Below are 24,445 nucleotides of genomic sequence, written 5' to 3'. Positions count from 1 at the left end.
AAAAACGGCGTGCCACCCTGCGGCGGCACGCCGTTTGACCGGAATTAACGGGTCCCGTAAACCACGATGGTTTTACCGTGGGCGGAGATCAGGTTCTGATCTTCCAGCATCTTCAGGATACGGCCCACTGTTTCACGGGAGCAGCCGACGATCTGACCGATTTCCTGGCGGGTAATTTTAATTTGCATACCGTCAGGGTGGGTCATGGCGTCTGGCTGTTTCGCCAGGTTCAACAGAGTCTGCGCGATACGACCGGTCACGTCCAGGAAGGCGAGGTTACCTACCTTCTCAGAGGTCACTTGCAGACGGCGTGCCATCTGGGAAGAGAGACGCATCAGGATGTCAGGGTTGACCTGAATCAGCTGACGGAATTTCTTATAAGAAATTTCAGCCACTTCACATGCTGTTTTTGCACGAACCCAGGCGCTACGTTCCTGGCCTTCTTCAAACAGGCCCAGTTCACCGATAAAATCGCCCTGGTTCAGATAAGAAAGGATCATCTCTTTCCCTTCTTCATCTTTGATCAGCACGGCCACCGAGCCTTTAACGATGTAATACAACGTTTCCGCTTTTTCACCCTGGTGAATCAGCGTGCTCTTTGATGGGTACTTATGAATGTGGCAATGAGACAAGAACCATTCGAGAGTCGGGTCTGTTTGCGGTTTGCCAAGCACCATGCGCTGTTATCCTCTGTTATAAGCTGTCACCAGAGTCATAAGATGCATCCGGACTCTGGGGTTGCAATCGAATTCTTACCCATACCTGGGAAGTCGGCTGTCGTAACGTTTCGCAGCCAGTAAAGTTTGATGTCCTCTGCATACATGTGTAACGTCAATGTATTACTGTAGCATCCAGAGTGTTTTAGCATAGCTTTCGCCGCGTGTCTCCTGGTGTCTCGCTTCAGCATGACGCAGGTCGCCTTCCGTTGCGAGAAATGTAACGTACACGTAATCTGTCATAAAAAATGCAACGTTGGAGTGAGTGAATATGCAAGCGCGTGTGAAATGGGTTGAAGGGTTAACGTTCCTGGGCGAGTCTGCTTCCGGGCATCAGGTTTTGATGGATGGCAACTCCGGCGATAAAGCGCCAAGCCCGATGGAGATGGTGCTGATGGCGGCGGGCGGATGCAGCGCGATCGACGTGGTGTCGATCCTGCAAAAAGGCCGTCATGACGTGACCGATTGTGAAGTGAAGCTGACGTCAGAACGTCGCGAAGAGGCGCCACGCCTGTTCACGCATATTAATCTGCACTTTATCGTCACCGGCAAAGAACTGAAGGATGCGGCGGTCTCGCGTGCGGTTGACCTGTCTGCGGAGAAATACTGCTCTGTGGCGTTAATGCTGGAGAAAGCGGTAAACATCACCCATTCGTATGAAGTGATAGAGGCTTAATTATTGGGGCATCGTGCGTGTTGATGCCCTCACCCTAACCCTCTCCCACGGGGAGAGGGAACATGTTCACGCGATCTGCTTTCCTTCCATCAGCCGCTGCACCAGCGGTGTCATGATAAGTTCCATTGCCAGCCCCATTTTTCCCCCGGGCACCACTAACGTATTCATGTGCGAAATAAACGAACCTTGTAGCATCGCCAGCAGCCAGGGGTAATCAATGCCTTCCAGGTTGCGGAAGTGGATCACCACAAAGCTCTCGTCCAGGGAAGGGATGCTTTTTGCGGCGAACGGGTTGGAGGTGTCCACGGTGGGGACGCGCTGGAAGTTAATGTGGGTTCGGGAGAACTGCGGCGTCAGGAAGTTGATGTAATCTTCCATGGAGCGCACCACCGAGTCCATGACCGCCTCTCGCGAATGGCCGCGCTCGCTCATGTCACGCGTCAGCTTCTGGATCCACTCAAGGTTAACAATCGGCACCACCCCCACCAGCAAATCCACGTGGCGCGCCACGTCGTGCTGAGGCGTCACCACGCCGCCGTGCAATCCTTCGTAAAACAGCACGTCAGTCGGTTCCGGCAGCGGCTGCCAGGGCGTGAACGTGCCGGGGACCTGGTTCCAGGGCACGGCTTCATCGTAGGTGTGGAGATACTTGCGGGACTGCCCGGTACCGCTTTGCCCGTATTCACGGAAGGTTTGCTCCAGCAGGCCGAAGTCATTGGCCTCCGGGCCGAAGTAGCTGATGTGTTTACCCAGATCGCGCGCCTTGCGGATGGCCATATCCATCTCCGGGCGCGTGTAGCGGTGAAAGCTGTCGCCTTCTACCTCGGCCGCCCGTAAGTTAAGCTGGGCGAAGATCTTGCGGAAGGCGAGGCTGGTGGTAGTGGTTCCCGCCCCACTCGAACCCGTAACGGCAATAACCGGATGTCTGGCAGACATAGCAACTCCCTGACTGGAAAAGTGTAAAGATCAGCCATGAAACGCGTTGCGGGGCATGATATTGACCGTCTCATGCAGTTCGGACCATACCAGCACCACGTCGCCGCTTTTAAGCTGGCGCTTAACATCGTTGACCTTTTGTTCAAGCGAACGTTCATGTTCACCATAATCGGTGCCTTCGCGCAAGACAAAGCTTTCAATCAGATTATCGAGCGTGTCGGGAGAGAGATCCTGCCAGGGAATAATCATTTTTTACCGTCCAGATAGGCCGTTAACCAGTCGGGAATACGCGTCTCAAGCCACATTTTTGGCCGACGCAGCGTGCCGCCGACAAAACCGACGTGTCCCCCGAATTGGGTGAGCTGATACTCCACGTTGGCCGGCAGATGATCGGGCGCCGGGATCGAGTGATGATCCATAAACGGATCATCTTTGGCGTGGATAATCAGCGTGGGTTTCGTGATTTGATTCAGTAAAGGCATGGCGCTGCACTGACGGTAATAGTCAATCGCATCGGCAAAACCGTGAATTTTCGAGGTGATCAAATCATCAAACTCGCGCAGGCGCTTCACGCGTTTGAGCTGTTGCAGCGTCACAGGCAGCGTATCCGGATAGGCCTTCAGCTTGCGCGCGGCGTTGGCTTTCAGCAGGTTGAGCAGGTAGCGCTGGTACACTCGCGAAAAGCCCTTTTCCATATGATAGCTGCACTGCTCCAGCATAAACGGCGCAGAGACAATCACCGCCGCATCCAGCGGTACGGCGTCGCTCTCCTTCGCCAGCAGACAGGCCAGCATATTGCCGCCCAGCGAATACCCCACCGCTGCCGTTGGCGCCTCGCCGAAATTGTCTCTTAGCCAGCGCAGGAACCAGGTGCCGTCCTCGGTTTCACCCGAGTGATAAATGCGTTTCTGACGATTAGGCTCGCCGCTGCATCCGCGAAAATGCATCACCACCCCAAGCCAGCCGCGGGCTTTCGCCGCCTCAATGAGTCCGTGTGCGTAAGGGCTGTGCAGGCTGCCTTCCAGACCGTGAAACACTACCAGACGGGGTTTATGTCTGGCCCGATCCGGATCTTCGCTCCAGGCGAGATCCAAAAAGTCGCCATCCGGCAAATCCAGGCGTTGCCAGTGCGGGGTGAACTGTACCTTGCGGCGGATCAGGCGCGGCAGCATGGTTTGCAGGTGAGGGTTAGCCACACCGCGCATGGGCACGAACTCTGCGCTCTCTTCGGCTGCAATGTCGAAGTCTGAGGGAATGATTTGGGTCATAAGGGCGATGCTGATTCTTGTCAGAAATTAACTATACCTTCCGAATTGTACCCCGTTTAGCCCGTTTTTCCGAAACATGAACTGATCCCGATCACAAATATTTACCTTGATTATTACTCTCAGGCTAATGATTTGCCTCTACGCTTAATTGATGCCTTTCTCACCAGAGCGCACACTTTACTCAACGTTAAGCAAATCAGAATGATGTGCTGAATCAGGAGGTTAATAATGTTATCTGGGCAAACACCCACCCGGCAATGGAACACCCGACGCAGTGAGAAAGCGCGTCGTCTGGCGTCCGTACCGGTGCAGGGCAAGGTACTGCCAACCGGCGATCTTGTCGCCATGCTGGAAAAACTGATCGCACCAGGCGACAAAGTCGTTCTGGAAGGCAACAACCAGAAGCAGGCGGATTTCCTTTCCCGTTCACTGGCGGAAGTGAACCCGCAAATCGTGCACGATCTGCATATGATCATGCCGAGCGTGGGCCGCAGCGAACATCTGGACATCTTTGAGAAAGGCATCGCCCGCAAGCTGGACTTCTCCTTCTCCGGTACGCAAAGCCTGCGAATCTCCCAACTGCTGGAGGATGGTCAGCTCGAAATCGGGGCGATTCACACCTACATCGAACTCTACTCACGTTTATACGTCGACCTTTCGCCAAACGTGGCGCTGATTGCCGGTTTTAAAGCGGACCGCAAAGGCAACCTCTATACCGGGGCGAGTACCGAAGATACCCCGGCGCTGGTGGAAGCCGCCGCGTTCCACGACGGCATCGTCATCGCGCAGGTGAACGAGCTGGTGGATGACGAGTGCGACCTTCCGCGTGTGGATATTCCGGGCTCGTGGATTGATTTTGTGGTGGTTGCCGATAAGCCGTTCTTTATCGAACCGCTTTTCACCCGCGACCCACGCCTGATCAAACAGGAACACATCCTGATGGCGATGATGGCGATTAAAGGCATCTACGCCGAACACCAGGTGCAGTCCCTGAACCACGGGATTGGCTTTAACACCGCAGCGATCGAGCTGCTGCTGCCAACTTACGGCGAACAGCTCGGACTCAAAGGCAAAATCTGTAAACACTGGACTTTGAACCCGCATCCAACGCTGATCCCGGCCATCGAAAGCGGCTGGGTGGAGAGCGTCCACTGCTTCGGCGGCGAGCTGGGGATGGAAGAGTACATCCGCGCCCGTCCGGACGTGTTCTTTACCGGTGCTGACGGCTCCATGCGCTCTAACCGCGCCTTCTGTCAGCTGGCTGGTCAGTACGCGGTCGATATGTTTATCGGCTCCACGCTACAGGTTGATGGTTACGCTAACTCCTCAACCGTGACTCGCGGCCGTCTTTCCGGCTTCGGCGGCGCGCCAAACATGGGCCACGATCCGCACGGTCGTCGCCACGCCACACCGGCCTGGCTGAACATGATCACCGAGCCTGACCCGATGCAGCGCGGTAAAAAGCTGGTTGTGCAGATGGTGGAAACCTTCCAGGCGGGCGTGAAGCCAACCTTCGTGGAAAAACTCGACGCTGTTGACGTCGCGAAAGCCTCCGGTATGCCGCTGGCGCCGGTCATGATTTATGGCGATGACGTCACCCACGTGCTGACGGAAGAGGGGATTGCTTACCTCTACCGGGCGAAAGATCTGGAAGAGCGTCGCGCCATGGTCGCCGCCGTGGCGGGTATCACCGATATCGGTCTGGGCGTTGACGCCAAACGCGTGGCGGAACTGCGCCAGAGCGGCAAGGTTGTGTATCCGGAAGATATGGGCATTCGTCGTACCGATGCCACTCGCTCTCTGCTGGCTGCGGGCAGCGTGGCTGACCTCGTTGAGTGGTCCGGTGGTCTGTATAACCCACCTGCGAAATTCCGGAGCTGGTAATGAAACTTCTGCCCCAGATCCAGGTTGAAGGCGGTGCCGAATGGCTGGCGCGAACCGCCACGCAGTGTCTGATTGACGAAGCACGTTTAAGCCCGAAACCCGGTCTGGTGGACAGCCGGGGGAACGGCGCGCACCACGATTTATCGCTTGCGCTGATGGAGCGCTCCGCTCGCAGCCTGACCCCCACGTTTCAGGCGCTGGCACAGCAGAGCTGGCAGCGTCCGGCGGATATTGCCCTCCGGCAAACCGTTGGCCGCCTGGGTCGCGAAGGTGAACGGCAGATGATGGCCGCTACCGACGGCGTGAACACGCACCGTGGCGCGATCTGGGCGCTGGGATTGCTGGTGAGCGCGGTGGCGATGCTGGGCGGCGATGCCCGGGCGCAAACCGTCGCGAACACCGCCGCTCAGCTGGCGAAGCTGCCGGATGACGTGGCGCCGAAAGTGTTCAGCAAGGGGTTACGCGTCACGCACCGCTACCGTGTACCGGGTGCGCGTGAAGAGGCTCAGCAGGCGTTTCCGCACATCATGCAGCGCGCGCTGCCGCAGCTTCGCCTCAGCCGTCTCAACGGCAGCAGCGAAACGCAGGCCAGACTCGACGCGCTGATGGCGATCATGACCTCGCTCACCGACACCTGCGTGCTGTCGCGCGCCGGCATGGAGGGGCTGGACGCCATGCAGAACGGCGCCCGTGCAGTGCTGAACGCCGGAGGATGCGCAACGCTCGCCGGGCAGCAGGCGCTGGCGCGGTTAGACCGTCAGATGCTGGCGCTTAACGCCTCGCCGGGCGGAGCCGCAGACCTGCTTGCCGCCACGCTGTTTCTTGACCGCGTCGAAACGCCCTATTCAAAGCATTAAGAGGATGTTATGGAAAAAATCACATTGACCGTGCCCGCCAGCCGCGAAGTAAGCGGCAGGGCGCTGGCAGGGGTAGTCGGTTCCGGGGATATGGAGGTGCTTTTCACCGCCGAACCGGGCCAGACCTTAACCATTGATATCACCACCTCCGTCGACAACAGCCGCGGGCGCTGGGAGGCGTTGTTCAACCGCCTGCAAACCGTCAGCAGCCTGCCCGCAGGTAAGCTGACCATCCACGACTTCGGCGCGACGCCGGGCGTGGCACGCATTCGTATCGAACAGGTCTTTGAAGGGGTGAATCATGCGTGATGACAGCAGCTTTATCGAACTAAAAGCGCGCCAGCGTGCACAGGCGCTGCTCGACGACGGCAGCTACCGCGAACTGCTGGATCCGTTTGAAGGCATTATCTCTCCGTGGCTTGGGCCACAGGGGATTGTTCCTCAGGCCGATGACGGCATGGTGGTCGCGAAAGGGACCATCAACGGCCAGCCTGCGGTGGTGGTGGCGATTGAAGGCACCTTCCAGGGCGGCAGCATGGGCGAAGTGTCCGGCGCCAAAATGGCGGCGGCGCTGGAGCTGGCGGCGGAAGATAACCGCAACGGCATTCCGACTCAGGCGGTACTGTGCCTCGAAACCGGTGGCGTGCGTTTGCAGGAAGCCAACCTTGGCCTGGCGGCGATTGCCGATATCCACGCCGCGATCGTTGACCTGCGTCGCTATACCCCGGTCGTCGGGATTGTCGCCGGGACCGTAGGCTGCTTCGGCGGGATGTCTATCGCCGCGGCGCTGTGCAGCTATCTGATTGTGACCCGCGAAGCGCGTCTTGGCCTCAACGGCCCGCAGGTTATTGAGCAGGAAGCGGGCATTGAAGAGTACGACTCCCGCGACCGTCCGTTTATCTGGAGCATGACCGGCGGCGAAGTGCGCTATGAAAGCGGGCTGGTGGACGCGCTCGTCGGCGACGGCGTGAACGCGGTGAAAGCCGCGATGAACGAGGCCATCGCCAAAGGCGTACCGGCGAAACATCGCACCGATAACTACGACGATTATCTGAACCGTCTGACGAATTTCGACACCCGCAAACAGGCCGATGCCGAACAGATTAAAGCGCTTTTTGCCCGGGAGGTGAAATGATGACTAACTCAATTAGCCGTGGCGAACTCTGGCTGGAAACTCTGGCCCCGAACGCGAAACGTCTGGAGGGGTTATGCCCGTCCGTGCAGGCCGCAGACGGCGAGCTGAACGGTGAAACGGTGCGTTTTGTCGCCGTGGTGCCGGACGCCAACAACCACTTCCCGCGCGCGGCGCAAGGGGAAGTCGGCCTGCTGGAAGGCTGGACGCTGGCAAAAGTGGTCAGCGAAACCGTTGCCGCTGATGCAGATAAAGCCGTGAAGCGCCCGATTGTGGCGGTAATCGACGTCCCAAGCCAGGCCTATGGCCGTCGCGAAGAGGCGTTTGGCATCCACCAGGCGCTGGCCGGCGCCGCTGCCGCCTACGCTAATGCGCGGCTGGCAGGTCATCCGGTGATTGGTCTTATCGTCGGTAAGGCCATGTCCGGCGCGTTTCTGGCGCACGGCTACCAGGCTAACCGTCTGATTGCCTTCAACGATAAAGGCGTGCTGATCCACGCCATGGGCAAAGAGTCTGCGGCGCGCATTACGCTGCGTACCGTTGAGGCGCTGGAAAAACTGGCGGCAACCATTCCGCCAATGGCGTACGACATCAGCAACTACGCCACGCTGGGGCTGCTTTCCGACCTGCTGGATATCAGCAATCCGGATGCCCCTTCCGAAAGCGATCTGACGCGGGTGAAAACCACCCTGCAACAGGCCATCAGTGACGCTCGTCAGGACACCACGTTGAAAAACCGTCTGGGTGCTGACAACCGCCGCAGCTCAGCGCTCGTACGTGAACGTATGCGAGCCAGCTGGTAAGTAAAAAGAGACCTGCCAGATGCATCACCCCGTGGGCGCGCCCGTTGCGTCCACGCGGGAACCTGCATCCTGAAAATAATAAACATCGCGCCAGTGCTTAAACTTTTTTACTACAGGTGATTTATGACTTACGTAATTGTTCATGCTCTTGCACCGATTTTCGTCATCATGCTGCTGGGATTCTGGGCCGGTAAGGCAAAGATGGTCGATAACAAAAATGTTTCCCTGCTGAATATCTTCGTGATGGATTTTGCACTCCCGGCCGCGCTATTCAGCGCCACCGTGCAAACCCCGTGGACCGGCATCGTGGCGCAGTCGCCGCTGATCCTGGTTCTCACTCTGGCGATGTGGATCACCTATGCGGTCATCTACTTCCTCGCGACAAACGTATTTAAAAAATCCCCGCAGGATGCGGCCGTGCTGACGCTCACCGTCGCCTTGCCAAACTATGCGGCGCTCGGCCTGCCGATTTTGGGCAGCGTGCTGGGTGAAAGTTCTTCTACTTCTCTCTCCGTGGCGGTCTCCATCGCCTGTGGTTCGGTGCTGATGACCCCGTTCTGCCTGCTGATTCTGGAGCGTGAGAAAGCCCGCGCCGAAGGCAATAACTCCGGTTCAACGCTTTCCATGCTGCCGGTGCTGATGTGGCGCTCCATTAAAAAACCGATCGTGATGGGCCCGCTGCTGGGTGTGATCCTGTCCGCTATCGGCATCAAAATGCCGGAGCTGGTGCTGGCGGCGATTAAACCGCTGGGACTGTCCGCGACCGCTGCGGCGCTGTTCCTGACCGGCGTGATCCTCTCCGCGCGTAAGCTTCAGATCAACACCATGGTGATCACTTCTACTATCGCCAAGCTGCTGATCCAGCCAGCGATTGCCTGGGGTATCGTTTTAATCTTCGGTCTGCACGGCTCCGTGGCGATCACCGCCATCCTGATGATTGCGCTGTCCGCGGGCTTCTTTGGCGTGGTGTTCGGTAACCGCTTTGGCGTGCAGTCGCCGGATGCTGAAGCCGTGCTGCTGTTAAGCTCCGTACTGTGTATCCTGTCGCTGCCGCTGTTTATCTCGCTGACTTCAGGAATGTAATCATGACCACAACATTACGCCCACACGACCTCATCTGGCTTACCGCGCGCGACGCCCTGGAAGGGATTACTGAATCCTGGGTGGACGCGGCCTGGCATACCGGGCTACCGGTAGTGGTACGGCGTGATGTTGATAATGAAGGCCGTATTCCCGTTGGCGTGCGCGGATTGCGCCGCGACCAGCGGGCGGCCGGATGGGTGAAGCCTGAGAACGTGTTGCGCGTGGTGTCGCCCGAAGATTTGAGCGTTGCCGCCGACCTGCTGCGTTCGCCGTTTATCACCCAGCCGCCGGTTCAGGTGGCGCTTCAGCTTGCGCAGCAGTCATGGCCGTGGACGTGGGGGATAACCGGCAGTACGGGTTACGCGCTGGCGACCGGCATTCCGGTGATCCACGCCGACAGCGATCTCGATCTGCTGATCCGCGCCCCGTGTACCGTTTCCCCTGAGGCGTTTACTGACTGGCAGGCTCAGCTCAGTCGTGCGTTGTGCCGGGCGGATACACAGGTGGATACGCCCGAGGGCGGATTCGCGCTGGCGGAATGGTTACGCGACGGCAAAACGCTGTTAAAAACGCAATATGGGCCGCGCCTGGTGGCGGATCCATGGCACAGGGAGGAGTAATGAAAATACTGTTTACCTTTCCAGGGCAGGGCACACAGCATGAAGGTATGCTGCAAAACCTGCCGGGAACAGAGCTGGAGCAGGCCCGTGCTGTGCTGGGGGCGGAAGTTGATACCCTGGACAGCGCATCCTCGTTAACCCACACCCGCGCGGTTCAGCTTTCGCTGTTGATTGCAGGCGTGGCCTGGGCGCGCGAGCTGGAACGTCGCGGCGTGTCGCCGGATATCGTCAGCGGGCTGTCCATTGGCGCTTATCCTGCGGCGGTTATCGCAGGCTCGCTGGACTTTACGGACGCGCTGAAGCTGGTGGCGCTGCGCGGCGATCTGATGGAGCAGGCGTATCCCCACGGCTACGGCCTGACGGCGATAATGGGGTTGACCCTGCCCCAGGTGGAAAACCTGATTCAGGGGACAGGAACCTATATCGCTAACCTGAACGCCGAAACGCAGATCGTGATTGCCGGAGCCGATGACGGCATGGCGCAGGTAGCCGAACGCGCGCTGGCGAAGGGCGCGAACAAGGCCAAACGGCTGGCGGTAAGCGTGCCGTCGCACTGTGAATTGCTGGCGGAACCGGCGCAGAAGCTGGCCGCGGCGTTTGAATCAGTCACGCTTTCACGCCCCCGCTGCGCGTACCTGAGCGGCAGTACCGGGCGCGTGCTTTGGCAGCCAGAGAAAATTGCCGACGACCTGGCGATGAATATGGCGCGAACCGTGCGCTGGCAGGAGGCGGTGATTTCCGCTAACGAGCGCGAAGCGCGTCTGGCGATTGAGATGCCGCCTGGGGGTATTCTGACCTGTCTGACGCGGCAGGCGGCGTGGGAAGGCGAATCCATTTCGCTGGAGCGCAGCGGAGTGGATGTGGCGGTGCATCTGGCGGGTCGGCTTCAGCGGTGACTTTTTGCCCGGTAAGCGTAGCGCCACCGGGCAATAACATCAGGCACTATCCTGCAAACTTCTGGCATACATCCGCCCTTCCGCGGCCAGCGCCCGCAGGCTCGGATCCTGCTCGCGGTTGCGGGCAAAGACGATCGCAATCAGCTGCTGCATCTGGTACGGCTGCGCCAGCTTCAGTAGCTGCACCGAATTTTCGTACACTTTCTTCATCCTGCCCGGCATCAGTGTAAACCCGACCCCCGCCTGCACCAGGCTCAGCATCGAAAAGATATCGTTCACGCGCGTCACAATCTCCGGCTCAAAACCGGCGATATGAAACGCTTCCTGAAACCCGGCGTAAGTGGCGAACCCTTCCGCGAGGGCGACAAACTTCTGATCTTTATAATCACGCAGATCGGCGGGGCCGCTGGTATTCAGCGTGGCAGAAGCCGGTGCGGCAAGGAAAATATCGTCATGGAACAGAGGAAGCACTTCGAGGCTGTTACGGTCGATATCGCTCTCGGAGATAGAGATTAAAATCGCATCCAGCGATCCCTCATCCAGCATATGGAGCAGGGTTTCGTTCGAGCCCATCGTCAGATCCATCTCCAGATCCGGACGGCGCAGCTTCATGCCCATTATCAGACGCGGCACGGTTTCCAGAGTCAGCGAGTAGAGCGTGCCGACGCGCAACCGTCCCTGGCCGATACCGGCGATCTTGCGCGACTCTTCCAGCCCGCGCTCCATCACCTGCATCACCTCCTGACAATACTCCAGCAGCGTCCATGCGGAGGGGAGGGCAATCAGGTTACGCCCTTTGTGAGCAAAGAGCGGGCAGCGGACGTTCTCTTCGAGGGTATGCAGCGCGCGGTGCACGCTGACACCGCTCAGGCCGAGCGTTTCGGCGGTACGTGCGATATTGCCCTTCTCCATGAACGTCATGAAGATGCTGAGCTTACGGAATGTAATCTCGCTCGTGGTATCGAAGCTCATAACCCTCCCGGCGTGTTAGTCGGCTTGCAGCATCGCTTCCAGCTGTTCCTGCGCGTCCAGCCATGCCATTTCGCACTCTTCGAGGCTGGATTTGGTTTTCGCCTGAGTTTGCAGACAGTCCGTCAGCTCCGCTTTGCGGCTCTGATCGTACAGTTCGCTGTCGCCCAGCTTCTCTTCGACGGCAGCAAGCGTGGCGTTGAGCTTTTCCATCTCTTTTTCGAGGCGGGCAATCTCTTTACGCAGCGGTTGCGTCTGGGTGCGCAGCTCCGCTTCACGGCGCTTCTGGTCTTTACGCGCCTGGGCGCTGTTGGCGTTGTCTTTCGCTGACTCTTCCGGCTGGTTTTCCTGCTTCTGCACGTCCGTCAGCCACTGCTGGTAGTCTTCCAGGTCGCCGTCAAACGGTTCGACTTTGCCGCCGTGTACCAGATAGAGATCGTCGGTGGTGGAGCGGATCAGGTGGCGATCGTGCGACACGACAACCAGCGCCCCTTCGAACTCAATCAGCGCTTCGGTCAGCGCCTGACGCATGTCGAGATCGAGGTGGTTGGTTGGTTCATCAAGCAGCAGCAGGTTTGGACGCTGCCAGACGATCAGCGCCAGTACCAGACGCGCTTTTTCACCACCGGAGAAACGCGCTGTATTTTCAGTCACCTTATCGCCCTGGAAGCCAAAGCCGCCGAGGTAGTCGCGCAGCTTCTGCTCCATTTCCTGCGGCGCCAGGCGCGCCAGGTGCTGGATCGGCGATTCATCCGCGCGTAAAAATTCCAGCTGATGCTGGGCGAAGTAGCCAAGCTTGATGCCTTTCGCCAGGCCGATTTCGCCGCTGACCGGGTTAAGCTCGCCCGCCAGCAGCTTGATCAGCGTCGATTTACCGGCGCCGTTACGCCCCAGCAGGCCAATGCGTGAACCCGGCACCAGGTTGAGCTTGATAGAGTCGAGGATAATGCGATCGCCATAGCCCGCGCTCACTTTTTCCATTTTCAGCAGCGGGTTCGGCAGGCTCTCCGGCTCGCGGAAACTGAAGTGGAATGGGTTATCCACATGCGCGGGAGCGATCATCTCCATGCGTTCCAGCATCTTGATGCGGCTCTGCGCCTGCTTGGCTTTTGACGCCTTGGCCTTGAAGCGATCCACAAAGCTTTGCAGGTGCGCCACGCGCTGCTGCTGGCTTTCATACATCGCCTGTTGCTGGGCAAGGCGCGTCGCGCGCTGGCGCTCGAAAGAGCTGTAGTTGCCGGTGTATTCGAACATGCTTTGCTGTTCGATATGAATGATTTTATCCACCACCGGATCGAGGAAGTCGCGGTCGTGGGAGATCAGAATCAGAGTGCCCTGATAGCTCTTGAGCCACTTCTCCAGCCAAATAACCGCATCAAGATCGAGGTGGTTGGTGGGTTCATCGAGCAGCAGGAGGTCGGAGCGGCAGATCAGCGCCTGCGCCAGGTTGAGGCGCATACGCCAGCCGCCGGAGAAATCGCTCACCGGGCGTTCAAGCTGTTCGTTGCTGAAACCCAGGCCGTGCAGCAGGCTGGAGGCGCGGGAGCGAATGGTCCAGGCATCGATGGCGTCCAGCTTGCCGTGGACGGTGGCGATGGCGTGGCCGTCGTTGCGTTCGTTGGCGGCGTTGAGCTCTGCTTCGAGCTTGCGGTATTCACGGTCGCCGTCGATAACATAGTCGAGCGCGGGTTCGCTCAGCGCGGGCGTCTCCTGGTTCACCCAGGCGAGCTGCCAGTTGCCCGGGAAGGTAAAGTTACCGCCATCCGCGCTTATCTCGTTTTTCAGCAGTGCCAGCAGGGTGGATTTACCGCAGCCGTTTTTGCCGACCAGCCCCACTTTCTGGCCCGGGTTGATGGTAGCAGTCGCGTTATCCAGCAGGACGCGCACGCCGCGACGAATTTGTAACGAGGAGAAAACAATCATAGAAGCGCCGTATGTTCCGACTATGTTAATTTGTCATTATGATAATGTAAGGTGTGGGCCATTTTCCCCACCGGGCCGCCATGGTAGCCCAAAACGACAACAATACACAAAAACAGAACCGGGAGGGGAATGATGTCTCAGACAGCAAAAGTGCTGCTGCTGTATGCCCATCCGGAATCACAGGACTCGGTGGCGAACCGGGTGCTGCTTAAGCCGGCCACACAGCTCAGTAACGTAACGGTGCACGATCTCTACGCGCACTATCCCGATTTTTTTATCGATATTCCTTACGAGCAGGAACTGCTGCGTCAGCACGACGTGATTGTGTTCCAGCATCCGCTTTATACCTACAGCTGTCCGGCACTGCTGAAAGAGTGGCTGGACCGCGTGCTGAGCCGGGGCTTCTCCAGCGGGGTGGGGGGCAACCAGCTGGCGGGAAAGTACTGGCGGAGTGTCATTACCACCGGTGAGCCGGAAAGCGCTTACCGTCACGACGGGCTGAACCGTTACCCCATGAGCGACATTCTGCGGCCGTTTGAGCTGACGGCGGCGATGTGCCGTATGCACTGGATGAGCCCGATTATTATCTACTGGGCACGGCGGCAGGATCCGAAAGCGCTGGCGAGCCATGCCAGGGCCTATGGCGAATGGCTGGCGTCACCGATTCCGGCGGGAGGACGCTAATGGACGGTTCGAATTTACTCCTTGCCGGGGTGCTGTTTTTGTTCGCCGCCGTCGTCGCGGTCCCGCTTGCCGCGCGTCTCGGCATTGGCGCGGTGCTGGGTTATTTGCTGGCTGGGATAGCCATTGGCCCCTGGGGGCTTGGGTTTATCAGCGATGTGGATGAAATTCTCCACTTCTCTGAACTGGGCGTGGTCTTCCTGATGTTCATCATTGGCCTTGAGCTGAACCCCTCCAAGCTGTGGCAGCTGCGGCAATCTATTTTTGGCGTCGGGGCGGCGCAGGTGTTACTCAGCGCGGCCATTCTCGCGGGACTGCTGATGTTGACGCAGTTTTCCTGGCAGGCCGCGGTGATTGGCGGGATCGGTCTTGCGATGTCGTCGACGGCGATGGCGCTTCAGCTGATGCGCGACAAAGGGATGAACCGCAACGAGGCGGGGCAACTGGGCTTTTCGGTGCTGCTGTTCCAGGATTTAGCGGTGATCCCGGCGCTGGCGCTGGTGCCGCTGCTGGCGGGATCCGGAGACGATCATTTCGACTGGATGAAGATCTCCATGAAGGTGCTGGCCTTCGCGGGGATGCTGATCGGCGGACGGTTTTTACTGCGTCCGGTATTCCGGTTTATTGCAGCATCCGGCGTGCGCGAGGTATTCACCGCCGCAACGCTGCTGCTGGTGCTTGGCTCAGCGCTGTTTATGGATGCGCTGGGGCTGTCGATGGCGCTTGGGACGTTTATCGCCGGGGTGCTGCTTGCGGAAAGCGAGTACCGCCACGAGCTGGAGACCGCCATCGATCCGTTTAAGGGGCTGCTGCTAGGGCTGTTCTTTATCTCGGTGGGTATGGCGCTTAATCTTGGCGTGCTCTATACCCATCTGCTGTGGGTTATTGCGAGTGTCGCCGTGCTGGTGGCGGTCAAAACGCTGGTGCTGTATCTCCTCGCGAGGATTTACGGGCTGCGCAGCTCGGAAAGAATGCAGTTTTCCAGCGTGTTAAGCCAGGGGGGAGAATTTGCGTTTGTGCTGTTTTCCACGGCGTCGTCTCAGAAGCTGTTCAAAGATGACCAGATGGCGCTGCTGCTGGTGACGGTCACGCTGTCGATGATGACCACCCCGCTGCTGATGAAGCTGGTGGACAAACTGCTGTCGCGCCGCCTGAATCCCGCAGACGATGAAGACGAAGCGCCGTGGGTGGAAGATGATAAACCGCAGGTGATCGTCGTGGGCTTTGGCCGCTTCGGGCAGGTGATTGGTCGCCTGTTGATGGCAAATAAAATGCGCATTACGGTGCTGGAGCGCGATATCAGCGCCGTCAACCTGATGCGCAAATATGGTTATAAGGTGTACTACGGCGATGCGACGCAGCTTGAGCTGTTGCGCTCGGCGGGCGCAGAGGCTGCGGAGTCCATCGTCATCACCTGCAACGATCCGGAAGACACGATGAAGCTGGTGGAGCTATGCCAGCAGCATTTCCCGCATCTGCATATTCTGGCGCGTGCGCGTGGACGTGTGGAGGCTCACGAACTTTTGCAGGCGGGTGTGAAACACTTCTCCCGCGAAACCTTCTCCAGCGCGCTGGAGCTGGGACGCAAGGCGCTGGTTTCGCTGGGTATGCATCCTCATCAGGCGCAACGCGCCCAGATGCATTTCCGCAGGCTGGATATGCGAATGCTGCGTGAACTGATGCCCGTACACAGCGACACGGCGCAGATCTCCCGCGTGCGGGAAGCGCGTCGCGAACTGGAGGAGATCTTCCAGCGTGAGATGCAACAGGAACGACGCCAGCTCGACGGCTGGGATGAATTTGAATAAAGGGTAACGAAAGATGGCTGTACGTAAACGCTTTATCGCGGGCGCAAAATGCCCATCCTGCCAGGCGCAAGATACGCTGGCCATGTGGCGTGAAAATAATATCGATATCGTTGAATGTGTTAAGTGCGGTCACCAGATGCGTGAGGCCGACAAAGAAGCCCGCGATCATGTTCGCAAAGAAGAGCAAGTGATCGGCATTTTTCATCCAGACTAGCGATATGCTCTGAGTTTTTTTAAGCTTAAGGGTACACGGGTGCAGATTTCCGCTACAATCTGCGCCAGCAATTTTCCCACGCTCAGGAGATATCATGAAAGTAGCAAAAGACCTGGTGGTCAGCCTGGCCTATCAGGTACGTACAGAAGACGGTGTGTTGGTTGATGAGTCTCCGGTGAGTGCGCCGCTGGACTACCTGCATGGTCACGGTTCCCTGATTTCCGGCCTGGAAACGGCGCTGGAAGGCCATGAAGTTGGCGACAAATTCGACGTTGCTGTAGGCGCGAACGACGCTTACGGTCAGTATGACGACAACCTGGTTCAGCGCGTTCCTAAAGACGTATTCATGGGCGTTGACGAGTTGCAGGTTGGCATGCGCTTCCTGGCGGAAACTGACCAGGGTCCGGTTCCGGTTGAAATCACTGAAGTTGAAGACGACCACGTTGTGGTTGACGGCAACCACATGCTGGCGGGTCAGAACCTGAAGTTCAACGTAGAAGTTGTTGCGATCCGTGAAGCGACTGAAGAAGAGCTGGCTCATGGCCACGTTCACGGTGCGCACGGTCACGACCATGACCACGATCACGGCCATGACGGCTGCTGCGGTGGTCACGGCCACGACCATGGTCATGACCACGGCCACGGTAAAGGTGGTTGCGGTAACGGCGGCTGCGGTTGCCACTGATTCCGTACTCCGGAAAATAAAAAAGCGGGATAATCCCGCTTTTTTTACGCCTCAATAATGAGGTGGTGGCGTCTCTTCTGACTGAGAGGCAATGTTTGACGGCTGCGTGGCCTTCAGCTTTTCCGTCAGCAGGCGCATGTGATCGCGCAGTTTTGCCATTTCAAGCTCATGGGCCGTCACGGTCTGGTTCAGTTCTTCGATGGTGATGTCCTGAAAAGCCAGGCGGCTTTCCAGCTCAGCCAGTCTCGCTTCGATCGTTGTATCCTTCATCATTCACCTCGTTTATCTGTCGTTCGCCATAATGGACCAGCGGCGGCGAAGTTTAGCTGACTTTTTCCTTAAGTACAGTATCCATCTCCCTGACAAGAAACTTATTTAAACAAAAATAGTCTGAAAAGAAGCGACATTCGGGGGAGTCTGTCTGTAGATTTCTTCCACAACGTTTTATAGTACGTCACTCATTTACGTTTAACACTGGGGTGAGAGACCTCAGGTCCTGGAGATATGGATGAAATCACTGTTTAAAGTTACGCTGCTGGCGACCACTATGGCTGTAGCGCTCAATGCGCCGCTGTCTTTCGCTGCTGATACTGCTGCGAAGCCTGCTGCGACTACAGACAGCAAAGCGGCATTCAAAAATGACGACCAGAAATCCGCCTACGCACTTGGCGCGTCTCTGGGTCGTTACATGGAAAACTCTCTGAAAGAACAAGAGAAACTGGGCATCAAACTGGACAAAAACCAGCTGATCGCAGGGGTCCAGGATGCGTTCGCAGACAAGAGCAAACTGTCTGACCAGGAAATCGAGCAGACTCTGCAAGCGTTTGAAGCGCGCGTGAAAGGCGCCGCTCAGACCAAGATGGAAGCAGATGCTAAAGATAACGAAGCGAAAGGCAAAGCCTACCGCGACAAGTTCGCTAAAGAGAAAGGCGTTAAAACGTCTTCTACTGGCCTGATCTATAAGGTTGAGAAAGAAGGTACTGGCGACGCGCCTAAAGACAGCGACACCGTTGTGGTGAACTACAAAGGTACGCTGATCGACGGTAAAGAGTTCGATAACTCTTATACCCGTGGTGAGCCTCTCTCCTTCCGTCTGGATGGTGTGATCCCGGGCTGGACCGAAGGCCTGAAGAACATCAAGAAAGGCGGTAAAATCAAGCTGGTCATCCCACCGGATCTGGCTTACGGCAAAACCGGCGTTCCGGGTATCCCGGCTAACTCCACGCTGGTATTTGATGTAGAACTGCTGGACATCAAACCGGCGCCGAAAGCGGATGCGAAAACAGACGCACCGGCTGACGACAAAGCCGCAGCAGCTAAGAAGTAATGCTGAAAAAAACCGCCGCCTTTACAGGCGGCGGTTTTTTTATTGTGGGGCAGATATAATTAACACTGGAAAGCGTTATACACGCTGTATTAATTTAGTTGTCCGTGTAGATAATGAGCCTGCCCTGAAAACCTAACGACAGGCTCCTGAAAAGGAGTGTTTTTTTCATGTCCAGGTCGCTTTTAACCAACGAAACCAGTGAACTTGATTTGCTGGATCAACGTCCATTTGACCAGACCGACTTCGATATTCTGAAATCCTACGAAGCGGTAGTGGACGGGTTAGCGATGCTCATTGGTTCCCACTGCGAAATCGTATTGCATTCCCTGCAAGATCTTAAGTGTTCCGCTATCCGCATTGCGAATGGTGAGCACACTGGCCGTAAAATTGGTTCGCCAATCACCGACCTTGCATTGCGTATGTTGCATGACATGACCGGCGCGGACAGCAGCGTCTCAAAATGCTATTTCACCCGCGCCAAAAGCGGCGTGCTGATGAAATCAGAAACGATCGCGATTCGAAACCGCGAACACCGGGTAATCGGTTTGCTGTGCATCAACATGAACCTTGATGTGCCATTCTCGCAAATCATGAGCACCTTCATCCCGCCAGAAACGCCGGACGTGGGCTCATCGGTGAACTTTGCTTCTTCGGTTGAGGATCTCGTGACCCAGACGCTGGAGTTCACCATTGAAGAGGTGAATGCCGATCGCAACGTATCCAACAACGCCAAGAATCGTCAGATCGTCCTGAACCTCTATGAGAAAGGGATTTTTGATATCAAAGATGCCATCAACCAGGTGGCCGATCGCCTGAATATCTCCAAACACACGGTTTACCTCTATATTCGCCAGTTCAAAAGCGGCGACTTTCTGGGACAAGACAAGTAATGCGTTTTGCGTTAATGGTGACGGGCCCGGCGTACGGTACCCAGCAGGCCAGCAGCGCGCTACAGTTTGCCCATGCGCTGCTTGATGCCGGTCATGAACTGGCAAGCGTCTTCTTCTATCGTGAAGGGGTCTATAACGCGAACCAGTTTACGTCCCCGGCGAGCGATGAGTTTGACCTTGTGCGCGCCTGGCAAAAATTAAACGAAACGCAGGGCGTTGACCTGCATATCTGCGTCGCGGCGGCACTGCGTCGCGGCGTGACGGATGCGACCGAAGCCGAACGCCTTGGTCTGGCGGGGGCTAACCTGCAACCAGGCTTTTCCCTCAGTGGTCTAGGTGCCCTGGCACAGGCGGCGTTGACCTGCGACAGAGTGGTGCAATTTTGATGAAGCGTGTAGCGTTTGTTTTTACTTCTGCGCCGCATGGCAGCGCTTCAGGCCGGGAAGGGCTGGATGCATTGCTCGCGACATCGGCATTAACCGAAGATATCGGCGTCTTCTTTTTAGGCGATGGCGTATTCCAGCTTCTTGCAGGCCAACAACCGCAGGCCATTCTTGCGCGCGACTACATTGCGACCTTTAAAGTTCTGCCGCTCTATGACATTGAAACCTTCTATGTGTGCGCCGACTCGCTGGCCGCGCGTGGGTTAAACGAGAAAACACCGTTCGTGCTGGACGTGACGATCCTGACATCTGCTGCGCTGCGCGAACAACTCTCTCACTACGATACCGTTCTGACTTTCTGAGGCTGCCATGCTCCATACCCTGAGCCGTTCACCGTGGCAATGCGATATCGACACGTTACTGAGCATGCTGCGCGAAGGTGATGATCTGCTGCTGATTCAGGATGGCGTGCTCGCGGCGCTTGAAGGCAGCCGTTTTGTTGAAATCCTCGCGAATGCCCCCATAACAGTCTCTGCGCTGAAAGAGGATCTGGATGCGCGGGGTCTTTCTGGTCAAATTTCAGCCAAAATTGACGTGGTTGGCTATACTGAATTCGTCAATCTTACTGTGACGCACGCCAGTCAAATGAACTGGTGATTTGAGATCGCTGTATATTTCTTGACACCTTTTCGACGTAGCCCTAAAATTTCGCGTCCTCATATTGTATGAGGTCGTTTTATTACGTGTTTACGAAGCAAAAGCTAAAACCAGGAGCTATTTAATGGCAACAGTTAACCAGCTGGTACGCAAACCACGTGCACGCAAAGTTGCAAAAAGCAACGTGCCTGCGCTGGAAGCCTGCCCGCAGAAACGTGGCGTATGTACTCGTGTATATACCACCACTCCTAAAAAACCAAACTCCGCACTGCGTAAAGTATGCCGTGTGCGTTTGACTAACGGTTTTGAAGTGACTTCCTACATCGGTGGTGAAGGTCACAACCTTCAGGAGCACTCCGTGATCCTGATCCGTGGCGGTCGTGTTAAAGACCTTCCGGGTGTTCGTTACCACACCGTTCGTGGTGCGCTGGACTGCTCAGGTGTTAAAGACCGTAAGCAGGCTCGCTCCAAGTACGGCGTGAAGCGTCCTAAGGCTTAATGGTTCTCCGTTAAGTAAGGCCAAACTGATTTATCTTAATGTCAAACTAAACTCGTAGAGTTTTGGACAATCCTGAATTAACAACGGAGTAATCCCATGCCACGTCGTCGCGTCATTGGTCAGCGTAAAATTCTTCCAGATCCGAAATTCGGATCAGAACTGCTGGCAAAATTTGTAAATATCCTGATGGTAGATGGTAAAAAATCTACCGCAGAAGCAATCGTATACAGCGCGCTGGAGACCCTGGCTCAGCGTTCTGGTAAAAATGAACTGGAAGCCTTCGAAGTCGCTCTCGACAACGTGCGCCCGACTGTAGAAGTTAAGTCTCGCCGCGTTGGTGGTTCTACTTATCAGGTTCCAGTTGAAGTTCGTCCGGTTCGTCGTAATGCTCTGGCAATGCGTTGGATCGTTGAAGCTGCTCGTAAACGCGGTGATAAATCCATGGCTCTGCGTCTGGCGAACGAACTTTCTGATGCTGCGGAAAACAAAGGTACCGCAGTTAAGAAACGTGAAGACGTTCACCGTATGGCAGAAGCCAACAAGGCGTTCGCACACTACCGTTGGTAATCCCTTCGGAGTCGTAGTCACCAGGCGGGCGCTTCAGAGAAGCCGCCCGCTCTGGGTAACTTAACTGAACGCCTAAAGATATAAACGAGGAATCAAATGGCTCGTACAACACCCATCGCACGCTACCGTAACATCGGTATCAGTGCGCACATCGACGCCGGTAAAACCACTACTACCGAACGTATTCTGTTCTACACCGGTGTAAACCATAAAATCGGTGAAGTTCATGACGGCGCAGCCACCATGGACTGGATGGAACAGGAGCAGGAGCGTGGTATTACTATCACCTCCGCAGCGACTACTGCATTCTGGTCAGGTATGGCTAAGCAGTACGAACCGCATCGCGTAAACATCATCGACACCCCAGGGCACGTTGACTTCACCATCGAAGTAGAACGTTCCATGCGTGTTCTTGACGGCGCGGTAATGGTTTATTGCGCAGTTGGTGGTGTTCAGCCACAGTCTGAAACCGTATGGCGTCAGGCAAACAAATATAAAGTTCCACGCATCGCGTTCGTTAACAAAATGGACCGTATGGGTGCTAACTTCCTGAAAGTTGTTGGCCAGATCAAAACCCGTCTGGGCGCGAACCCTGTTCCGCTTCAGCTGGCAATTGGTGCTGAAGAAGGTTTCACCGGCGTTATCGACCTGGTGAAAATGAAAGCCATCAACTGGAACGAAGCAGATGCGGGCGTTACCTTCGAATACGAAGATATCCCGGCAGAGATGCAGGACCTGGCTGACGAATGGCACCAGAACCTGATCGAATCCGCAGCAGAAGCTTCTGAAGAGCTGATGGAAAAATACCTGGGTGGTGAAGAACTGTCTGAGCAAGAGATCAAATCTGCTCTGCGTCAGCGCGTTCTGAACAACGAAATCATCCTGGTAACCTGTGGTTCTGCGTTCAAGAACAAAGGTGTTCAGGCGATGCTGGATGCGGTAGTTGACTACCTGCCATCCCCGATTGACGTTCCTGCGATCAACGGCATCCTGGACGACGGTAAAGATACTCCGGCTGAGCGTCACGCAAGTGATGAAGAGCCATTCTCTGCACTGGCGTTCAAAATTGCTACCGACCCATTCGTGGGTAACCTGACCTTCTTCCGCGTTTACTCTGGTGTGGTTAACTCCGGTGACACCATCCTGAACTCCGTGAAAGCGGCGCGTGAACGTTTTGGCCGTATCGTACAGATGCACGCTAACAAACGTGAAGAGATCAAAGAAGTTCGTGCGGGCGACATCGCTGCTGCTATCGGTCTGAAAGACGTGACCACTGGTGACACTCTGTGTGACCCGGATCACCCGATCATTCTGGAGCGTATGGAATTCCCTGAGCCGGTAATCTCCATCGCAGTTGAACCAAAAACCAAAGCTGACCAGGAAAAAATGGGTCTGGCTCTGGGCCGTCTGGCGAAAGAAGACCCATCATTCCGTGTATGGACTGATGAAGAATCTAACCAGACCATCATCGCTGGTATGGGTGAACTGCACCTGGACATCATCGTTGACCGTATGAAGCGTGAATTCAACGTTGAAGCGAACGTGGGTAAACCTCAGGTTGCTTACCGCGAAGCGATTCGCGCGAAAGTTACCGACGTTGAAGGTAAACACGCTAAGCAGTCTGGTGGTCGCGGTCAGTACGGTCACGTTGTGATCGACATGTACCCACTGGAGCCGGGCTCTAACCCGAAAGGTTACGAGTTCATCAACGACATCAAAGGTGGTGTAATTCCTGGCGAATACATCCCTGCCGTTGATAAAGGCATCCAGGAGCAGCTGAAAGCTGGTCCTCTGGCTGGTTACCCGGTTGTAGACATGGGTGTTCGTCTGCACTTCGGTTCTTACCACGACGTTGACTCCTCTGAACTGGCGTTTAAACTGGCTGCGTCTATTGCCTTTAAAGAAGGCTTTAAGAAAGCAAAACCAGTTCTGCTTGAGCCGATCATGAAGGTTGAAGTAGAAACTCCTGAAGAGAACACCGGTGACGTTATCGGTGACTTGAGCCGTCGTCGCGGTATGCTGCGTGGTCAGGAATCCGAAGTAACTGGCGTTAAGATCCACGCTGAAGTTCCGCTGTCTGAAATGTTCGGATATGCAACTCAGCTGCGTTCTCTGACCAAAGGTCGTGCATCATACACTATGGAATTCCTGAAGTATGATGATGCGCCGAACAACGTTGCTCAGGCCGTTATCGAAGCCCGTGGTAAGTAATCCACAGGATTAAAACCTAAGTCCCGTGCTCTCTCCGAAGGGGAGAGCACTATAGTAAGGAATATAGCCGTGTCTAAAGAAAAATTTGAACGTACAAAACCGCACGTCAACGTTGGTACTATCGGCCACGTTGACCATGGTAAAACTACCCTGACTGCTGCAATCACTACCGTACTGGCTAAAACCTACGGCGGTGCTGCTCGTGCTTTCGATCAGATCGATAACGCACCAGAAGAAAAAGCTCGTGGTATCACCATCAACACCTCTCACGTTGAGTATGACACCCCGACTCGCCACTACGCACACGTAGACTGCCCAGGCCACGCCGACTATGTTAAAAACATGATCACCGGTGCTGCGCAGATGGACGGCGCGATCCTGGTTGTTGCTGCGACTGACGGCCCTATGCCTCAGACTCGTGAGCACATCCTGCTGGGTCGTCAGGTAGGCGTTCCTTACATCATCGTGTTCCTGAACAAGTGCGACATGGTTGATGACGAAGAGCTGCTGGAACTGGTAGAGATGGAAGTTCGTGAACTGCTGTCTCAGTACGATTTCCCAGGCGACGACACTCCAATCGTTCGTGGTTCCGCGCTGAAAGCGCTGGAAGGCGAAGCAGAGTGGGAAGAGAAAATCATCGAACTGGCTGGCTACCTGGATTCTTACATCCCAGAACCAGAGCGTGCGATTGACAAGCCATTCCTGCTGCCAATCGAAGACGTATTCTCCATCTCCGGTCGTGGTACCGTTGTTACCGGTC

The 24,445-nt window shown here is 56.2% G+C and carries 29 protein-coding genes; 22 read left to right on the top strand and 7 right to left on the bottom strand.

All coding sequences use genetic code 11. From position 1 onward, the window contains the following. Positions 1 to 44: 44 nt before the first annotated feature. Complete coding sequence (gene crp, locus ACOTXD_RS18685) at positions 45 to 677, bottom strand: cAMP-activated global transcriptional regulator CRP (RefSeq protein ID WP_000242758.1); 633 nt, start codon at positions 675 to 677, stop codon at positions 45 to 47. Between the two features lie 310 nt (positions 678 to 987). On the opposite strand from crp, the gene ACOTXD_RS18680 reads away from it, so the two are divergent. Continuing rightward, a complete protein-coding gene (locus ACOTXD_RS18680) occupies positions 988 to 1,392 on the top strand; it encodes an OsmC family protein (RefSeq protein ID WP_022649609.1) in 405 nt (134 codons plus the stop codon). Between the two features lie 66 nt (positions 1,393 to 1,458). Here ACOTXD_RS18680 and ACOTXD_RS18675 read toward each other — a convergent pair whose 3' ends face one another. From ACOTXD_RS18675 to ACOTXD_RS18665, 3 genes are read right to left on the bottom strand one after another with little or no spacing between them, the layout of a single operon-like run. Then, a complete protein-coding gene (locus tag ACOTXD_RS18675) occupies positions 1,459 to 2,328 on the bottom strand; it encodes a phosphoribulokinase (protein WP_003861663.1) in 870 nt (289 codons plus the stop codon). Between the two features lie 30 nt (positions 2,329 to 2,358). Beyond that, positions 2,359 to 2,577: a YheU family protein gene (locus tag ACOTXD_RS18670; RefSeq protein ID WP_014171926.1), complete on the bottom strand. Its 219-nt coding sequence runs from the start codon at positions 2,575 to 2,577 to the stop codon at positions 2,359 to 2,361. Further along, positions 2,574 to 3,596, bottom strand: a complete 1,023-nt coding sequence (locus ACOTXD_RS18665; protein WP_045330091.1) for a hydrolase — start codon at positions 3,594 to 3,596, stop codon at positions 2,574 to 2,576. Before ACOTXD_RS18665 ends, ACOTXD_RS18670 begins: the two co-directional genes overlap by 4 nt. Positions 3,597 to 3,824: 228 nt before the next feature. Here ACOTXD_RS18665 and mdcA point away from each other — a divergent pair, with 228 nt between their 5' ends. The 8 genes from mdcA (at position 3,825) to mdcH (ending at position 10,871) form a co-directional block, all read left to right on the top strand. Further along, positions 3,825 to 5,480: a malonate decarboxylase subunit alpha gene (mdcA, locus tag ACOTXD_RS18660; RefSeq protein WP_003861669.1), complete on the top strand. Its 1,656-nt coding sequence runs from the start codon at positions 3,825 to 3,827 to the stop codon at positions 5,478 to 5,480. Next, on the top strand, positions 5,480 to 6,337 hold the full coding sequence (locus ACOTXD_RS18655) for a triphosphoribosyl-dephospho-CoA synthase (RefSeq protein WP_003861671.1): 858 nt from the start codon (positions 5,480 to 5,482) through the stop codon (positions 6,335 to 6,337). The genes mdcA and ACOTXD_RS18655 overlap by 1 nt, the downstream gene beginning before the upstream one ends. Before the next feature lie 9 nt (positions 6,338 to 6,346). Next, positions 6,347 to 6,646, top strand: coding sequence for a malonate decarboxylase acyl carrier protein (gene mdcC, locus ACOTXD_RS18650; RefSeq protein WP_000411786.1), 300 nt, complete (start codon positions 6,347 to 6,349; stop codon positions 6,644 to 6,646). Then, a complete protein-coding gene (locus ACOTXD_RS18645; protein WP_003861672.1) occupies positions 6,639 to 7,472 on the top strand; it encodes a biotin-independent malonate decarboxylase subunit beta in 834 nt (277 codons plus the stop codon). The genes mdcC and ACOTXD_RS18645 overlap by 8 nt, the downstream gene beginning before the upstream one ends. Continuing rightward, positions 7,472 to 8,272 carry a biotin-independent malonate decarboxylase subunit gamma gene (mdcE, locus tag ACOTXD_RS18640; RefSeq protein WP_003861675.1) on the top strand — a complete coding sequence of 267 codons (801 nt, stop codon included), beginning with the start codon at positions 7,472 to 7,474 and terminating at the stop codon, positions 8,270 to 8,272. Before ACOTXD_RS18645 ends, mdcE begins: the two co-directional genes overlap by 1 nt. A 123-nt stretch (positions 8,273 to 8,395) precedes the next feature. Next, positions 8,396 to 9,355: an AEC family transporter gene (locus ACOTXD_RS18635; RefSeq protein WP_032660605.1), complete on the top strand. Its 960-nt coding sequence runs from the start codon at positions 8,396 to 8,398 to the stop codon at positions 9,353 to 9,355. Positions 9,356 to 9,357: 2 nt separating this feature from the next. After that, positions 9,358 to 9,975 (top strand): malonate decarboxylase holo-ACP synthase, encoded by a 618-nt coding sequence (locus ACOTXD_RS18630; protein WP_003861679.1) that lies wholly within the window; start codon positions 9,358 to 9,360, stop codon positions 9,973 to 9,975. Next, positions 9,975 to 10,871, top strand: a complete 897-nt coding sequence (mdcH, locus tag ACOTXD_RS18625; protein ID WP_061856072.1) for a malonate decarboxylase subunit epsilon — start codon at positions 9,975 to 9,977, stop codon at positions 10,869 to 10,871. Before ACOTXD_RS18630 ends, mdcH begins: the two co-directional genes overlap by 1 nt. A 39-nt stretch (positions 10,872 to 10,910) precedes the next feature. On the opposite strand, the gene ACOTXD_RS18620 is transcribed toward mdcH, so the two are convergent. Together ACOTXD_RS18620 and ACOTXD_RS18615 are read right to left on the bottom strand one after the other, a co-directional pair. After that, a complete protein-coding gene (locus tag ACOTXD_RS18620) occupies positions 10,911 to 11,843 on the bottom strand; it encodes a LysR substrate-binding domain-containing protein (protein WP_023323815.1) in 933 nt (310 codons plus the stop codon). Positions 11,844 to 11,858: 15 nt separating this feature from the next. Then, complete coding sequence (locus ACOTXD_RS18615) at positions 11,859 to 13,763, bottom strand: ABC transporter ATP-binding protein (RefSeq protein ID WP_003861684.1); 1,905 nt, start codon at positions 13,761 to 13,763, stop codon at positions 11,859 to 11,861. Between the two features lie 129 nt (positions 13,764 to 13,892). Between ACOTXD_RS18615 and kefG the strand changes: the two genes are divergently transcribed. From kefG to slyD, 4 genes are all read left to right on the top strand, one after another. Beyond that, on the top strand, positions 13,893 to 14,447 hold the full coding sequence (gene kefG / locus ACOTXD_RS18610; RefSeq protein ID WP_059288194.1) for a glutathione-regulated potassium-efflux system ancillary protein KefG: 555 nt from the start codon (positions 13,893 to 13,895) through the stop codon (positions 14,445 to 14,447). Further along, positions 14,447 to 16,252, top strand: a complete 1,806-nt coding sequence (gene kefB, locus ACOTXD_RS18605) for a glutathione-regulated potassium-efflux system protein KefB (RefSeq protein ID WP_003861688.1) — start codon at positions 14,447 to 14,449, stop codon at positions 16,250 to 16,252. The genes kefG and kefB overlap by 1 nt, the downstream gene beginning before the upstream one ends. Before the next feature lie 13 nt (positions 16,253 to 16,265). Continuing rightward, positions 16,266 to 16,466, top strand: a complete 201-nt coding sequence (locus tag ACOTXD_RS18600; RefSeq protein WP_003861689.1) for a YheV family putative zinc ribbon protein — start codon at positions 16,266 to 16,268, stop codon at positions 16,464 to 16,466. A 94-nt stretch (positions 16,467 to 16,560) separates the two neighbouring features. Beyond that, positions 16,561 to 17,151, top strand: a complete 591-nt coding sequence (slyD, locus tag ACOTXD_RS18595) for a peptidylprolyl isomerase (RefSeq protein ID WP_003861691.1) — start codon at positions 16,561 to 16,563, stop codon at positions 17,149 to 17,151. 51 nt (positions 17,152 to 17,202) lie between these two features. On the opposite strand, the gene ACOTXD_RS18590 is transcribed toward slyD, so the two are convergent. Then, complete coding sequence (locus ACOTXD_RS18590) at positions 17,203 to 17,421, bottom strand: protein SlyX (RefSeq protein ID WP_003861693.1); 219 nt, start codon at positions 17,419 to 17,421, stop codon at positions 17,203 to 17,205. Between the two features lie 238 nt (positions 17,422 to 17,659). Between ACOTXD_RS18590 and fkpA the strand changes: the two genes are divergently transcribed. The 9 genes from fkpA to ACOTXD_RS18545 all read left to right on the top strand — a co-directional run. Further along, positions 17,660 to 18,478: an FKBP-type peptidyl-prolyl cis-trans isomerase gene (gene fkpA / locus ACOTXD_RS18585; RefSeq protein ID WP_003861695.1), complete on the top strand. Its 819-nt coding sequence runs from the start codon at positions 17,660 to 17,662 to the stop codon at positions 18,476 to 18,478. A 167-nt stretch (positions 18,479 to 18,645) separates the two neighbouring features. Beyond that, positions 18,646 to 19,368 carry a helix-turn-helix transcriptional regulator gene (locus tag ACOTXD_RS18580; protein ID WP_003861697.1) on the top strand — a complete coding sequence of 241 codons (723 nt, stop codon included), beginning with the start codon at positions 18,646 to 18,648 and terminating at the stop codon, positions 19,366 to 19,368. Beyond that, complete coding sequence (gene tusD / locus ACOTXD_RS18575; RefSeq protein ID WP_003861699.1) at positions 19,368 to 19,754, top strand: sulfurtransferase complex subunit TusD; 387 nt, start codon at positions 19,368 to 19,370, stop codon at positions 19,752 to 19,754. The genes ACOTXD_RS18580 and tusD overlap by 1 nt, the downstream gene beginning before the upstream one ends. Then, complete coding sequence (gene tusC, locus ACOTXD_RS18570) at positions 19,754 to 20,113, top strand: sulfurtransferase complex subunit TusC (RefSeq protein WP_003861700.1); 360 nt, start codon at positions 19,754 to 19,756, stop codon at positions 20,111 to 20,113. Before tusD ends, tusC begins: the two co-directional genes overlap by 1 nt. 7 nt (positions 20,114 to 20,120) lie before the next feature. Continuing rightward, complete coding sequence (gene tusB, locus ACOTXD_RS18565) at positions 20,121 to 20,408, top strand: sulfurtransferase complex subunit TusB (protein ID WP_047055082.1); 288 nt, start codon at positions 20,121 to 20,123, stop codon at positions 20,406 to 20,408. Positions 20,409 to 20,532: 124 nt separating this feature from the next. After that, on the top strand, positions 20,533 to 20,907 hold the full coding sequence (gene rpsL / locus ACOTXD_RS18560; RefSeq protein WP_000246815.1) for a 30S ribosomal protein S12: 375 nt from the start codon (positions 20,533 to 20,535) through the stop codon (positions 20,905 to 20,907). Positions 20,908 to 21,003: 96 nt separating this feature from the next. Further along, positions 21,004 to 21,474, top strand: coding sequence for a 30S ribosomal protein S7 (gene rpsG, locus ACOTXD_RS18555; RefSeq protein ID WP_003861706.1), 471 nt, complete (start codon positions 21,004 to 21,006; stop codon positions 21,472 to 21,474). 96 nt (positions 21,475 to 21,570) lie between these two features. Then, entirely contained in the window at positions 21,571 to 23,685 is a 2,115-nt protein-coding gene (gene fusA, locus ACOTXD_RS18550; RefSeq protein ID WP_022651946.1) for an elongation factor G, read from the top strand. Between the two features lie 69 nt (positions 23,686 to 23,754). Then, the coding region (locus ACOTXD_RS18545; protein ID WP_323264281.1) for an elongation factor Tu at positions 23,755 to 24,445 on the top strand (691 nt) is incomplete at its 3' end.

Source organism: Enterobacter cloacae complex sp. CDL013 (assembly GCF_049238805.1).
Classification (GTDB): domain Bacteria; phylum Pseudomonadota; class Gammaproteobacteria; order Enterobacterales; family Enterobacteriaceae; genus Enterobacter; species Enterobacter hormaechei_C.
Note: the sequence above shows the minus strand (reverse complement) of the source record. Positions and strands in the feature narration are given on the sequence as shown.

Coding starts and splice junctions, on each gene's coding strand:
- ACOTXD_RS18670 (WP_014171926.1), bottom strand. CDS start 2,577: ATGATTATTCCCTGGCAGGATCTCTCTCCCGACACGCTCGATAATCTG.
- ACOTXD_RS18645 (WP_003861672.1), top strand. CDS start 6,639: ATGCGTGATGACAGCAGCTTTATCGAACTAAAAGCGCGCCAGCGTGCA.
- crp (WP_000242758.1), bottom strand. CDS start 677: ATGGTGCTTGGCAAACCGCAAACAGACCCGACTCTCGAATGGTTCTTG.
- slyD (WP_003861691.1), top strand. CDS start 16,561: ATGAAAGTAGCAAAAGACCTGGTGGTCAGCCTGGCCTATCAGGTACGT.
- ACOTXD_RS18665 (WP_045330091.1), bottom strand. CDS start 3,596: ATGACCCAAATCATTCCCTCAGACTTCGACATTGCAGCCGAAGAGAGC.
- ACOTXD_RS18590 (WP_003861693.1), bottom strand. CDS start 17,421: ATGAAGGATACAACGATCGAAGCGAGACTGGCTGAGCTGGAAAGCCGC.
- ACOTXD_RS18620 (WP_023323815.1), bottom strand. CDS start 11,843: ATGAGCTTCGATACCACGAGCGAGATTACATTCCGTAAGCTCAGCATC.
- fkpA (WP_003861695.1), top strand. CDS start 17,660: ATGAAATCACTGTTTAAAGTTACGCTGCTGGCGACCACTATGGCTGTA.
- ACOTXD_RS18680 (WP_022649609.1), top strand. CDS start 988: ATGCAAGCGCGTGTGAAATGGGTTGAAGGGTTAACGTTCCTGGGCGAG.
- mdcA (WP_003861669.1), top strand. CDS start 3,825: ATGTTATCTGGGCAAACACCCACCCGGCAATGGAACACCCGACGCAGT.
- ACOTXD_RS18630 (WP_003861679.1), top strand. CDS start 9,358: ATGACCACAACATTACGCCCACACGACCTCATCTGGCTTACCGCGCGC.
- rpsG (WP_003861706.1), top strand. CDS start 21,004: ATGCCACGTCGTCGCGTCATTGGTCAGCGTAAAATTCTTCCAGATCCG.
- ACOTXD_RS18675 (WP_003861663.1), bottom strand. CDS start 2,328: ATGTCTGCCAGACATCCGGTTATTGCCGTTACGGGTTCGAGTGGGGCG.
- ACOTXD_RS18580 (WP_003861697.1), top strand. CDS start 18,646: ATGTCCAGGTCGCTTTTAACCAACGAAACCAGTGAACTTGATTTGCTG.
- ACOTXD_RS18615 (WP_003861684.1), bottom strand. CDS start 13,763: ATGATTGTTTTCTCCTCGTTACAAATTCGTCGCGGCGTGCGCGTCCTG.
- ACOTXD_RS18635 (WP_032660605.1), top strand. CDS start 8,396: ATGACTTACGTAATTGTTCATGCTCTTGCACCGATTTTCGTCATCATG.
- rpsL (WP_000246815.1), top strand. CDS start 20,533: ATGGCAACAGTTAACCAGCTGGTACGCAAACCACGTGCACGCAAAGTT.
- mdcE (WP_003861675.1), top strand. CDS start 7,472: ATGACTAACTCAATTAGCCGTGGCGAACTCTGGCTGGAAACTCTGGCC.
- kefB (WP_003861688.1), top strand. CDS start 14,447: ATGGACGGTTCGAATTTACTCCTTGCCGGGGTGCTGTTTTTGTTCGCC.
- tusB (WP_047055082.1), top strand. CDS start 20,121: ATGCTCCATACCCTGAGCCGTTCACCGTGGCAATGCGATATCGACACG.
- tusC (WP_003861700.1), top strand. CDS start 19,754: ATGAAGCGTGTAGCGTTTGTTTTTACTTCTGCGCCGCATGGCAGCGCT.
- ACOTXD_RS18600 (WP_003861689.1), top strand. CDS start 16,266: ATGGCTGTACGTAAACGCTTTATCGCGGGCGCAAAATGCCCATCCTGC.
- mdcC (WP_000411786.1), top strand. CDS start 6,347: ATGGAAAAAATCACATTGACCGTGCCCGCCAGCCGCGAAGTAAGCGGC.
- mdcH (WP_061856072.1), top strand. CDS start 9,975: ATGAAAATACTGTTTACCTTTCCAGGGCAGGGCACACAGCATGAAGGT.
- tusD (WP_003861699.1), top strand. CDS start 19,368: ATGCGTTTTGCGTTAATGGTGACGGGCCCGGCGTACGGTACCCAGCAG.
- ACOTXD_RS18655 (WP_003861671.1), top strand. CDS start 5,480: ATGAAACTTCTGCCCCAGATCCAGGTTGAAGGCGGTGCCGAATGGCTG.
- kefG (WP_059288194.1), top strand. CDS start 13,893: ATGATGTCTCAGACAGCAAAAGTGCTGCTGCTGTATGCCCATCCGGAA.
- fusA (WP_022651946.1), top strand. CDS start 21,571: ATGGCTCGTACAACACCCATCGCACGCTACCGTAACATCGGTATCAGT.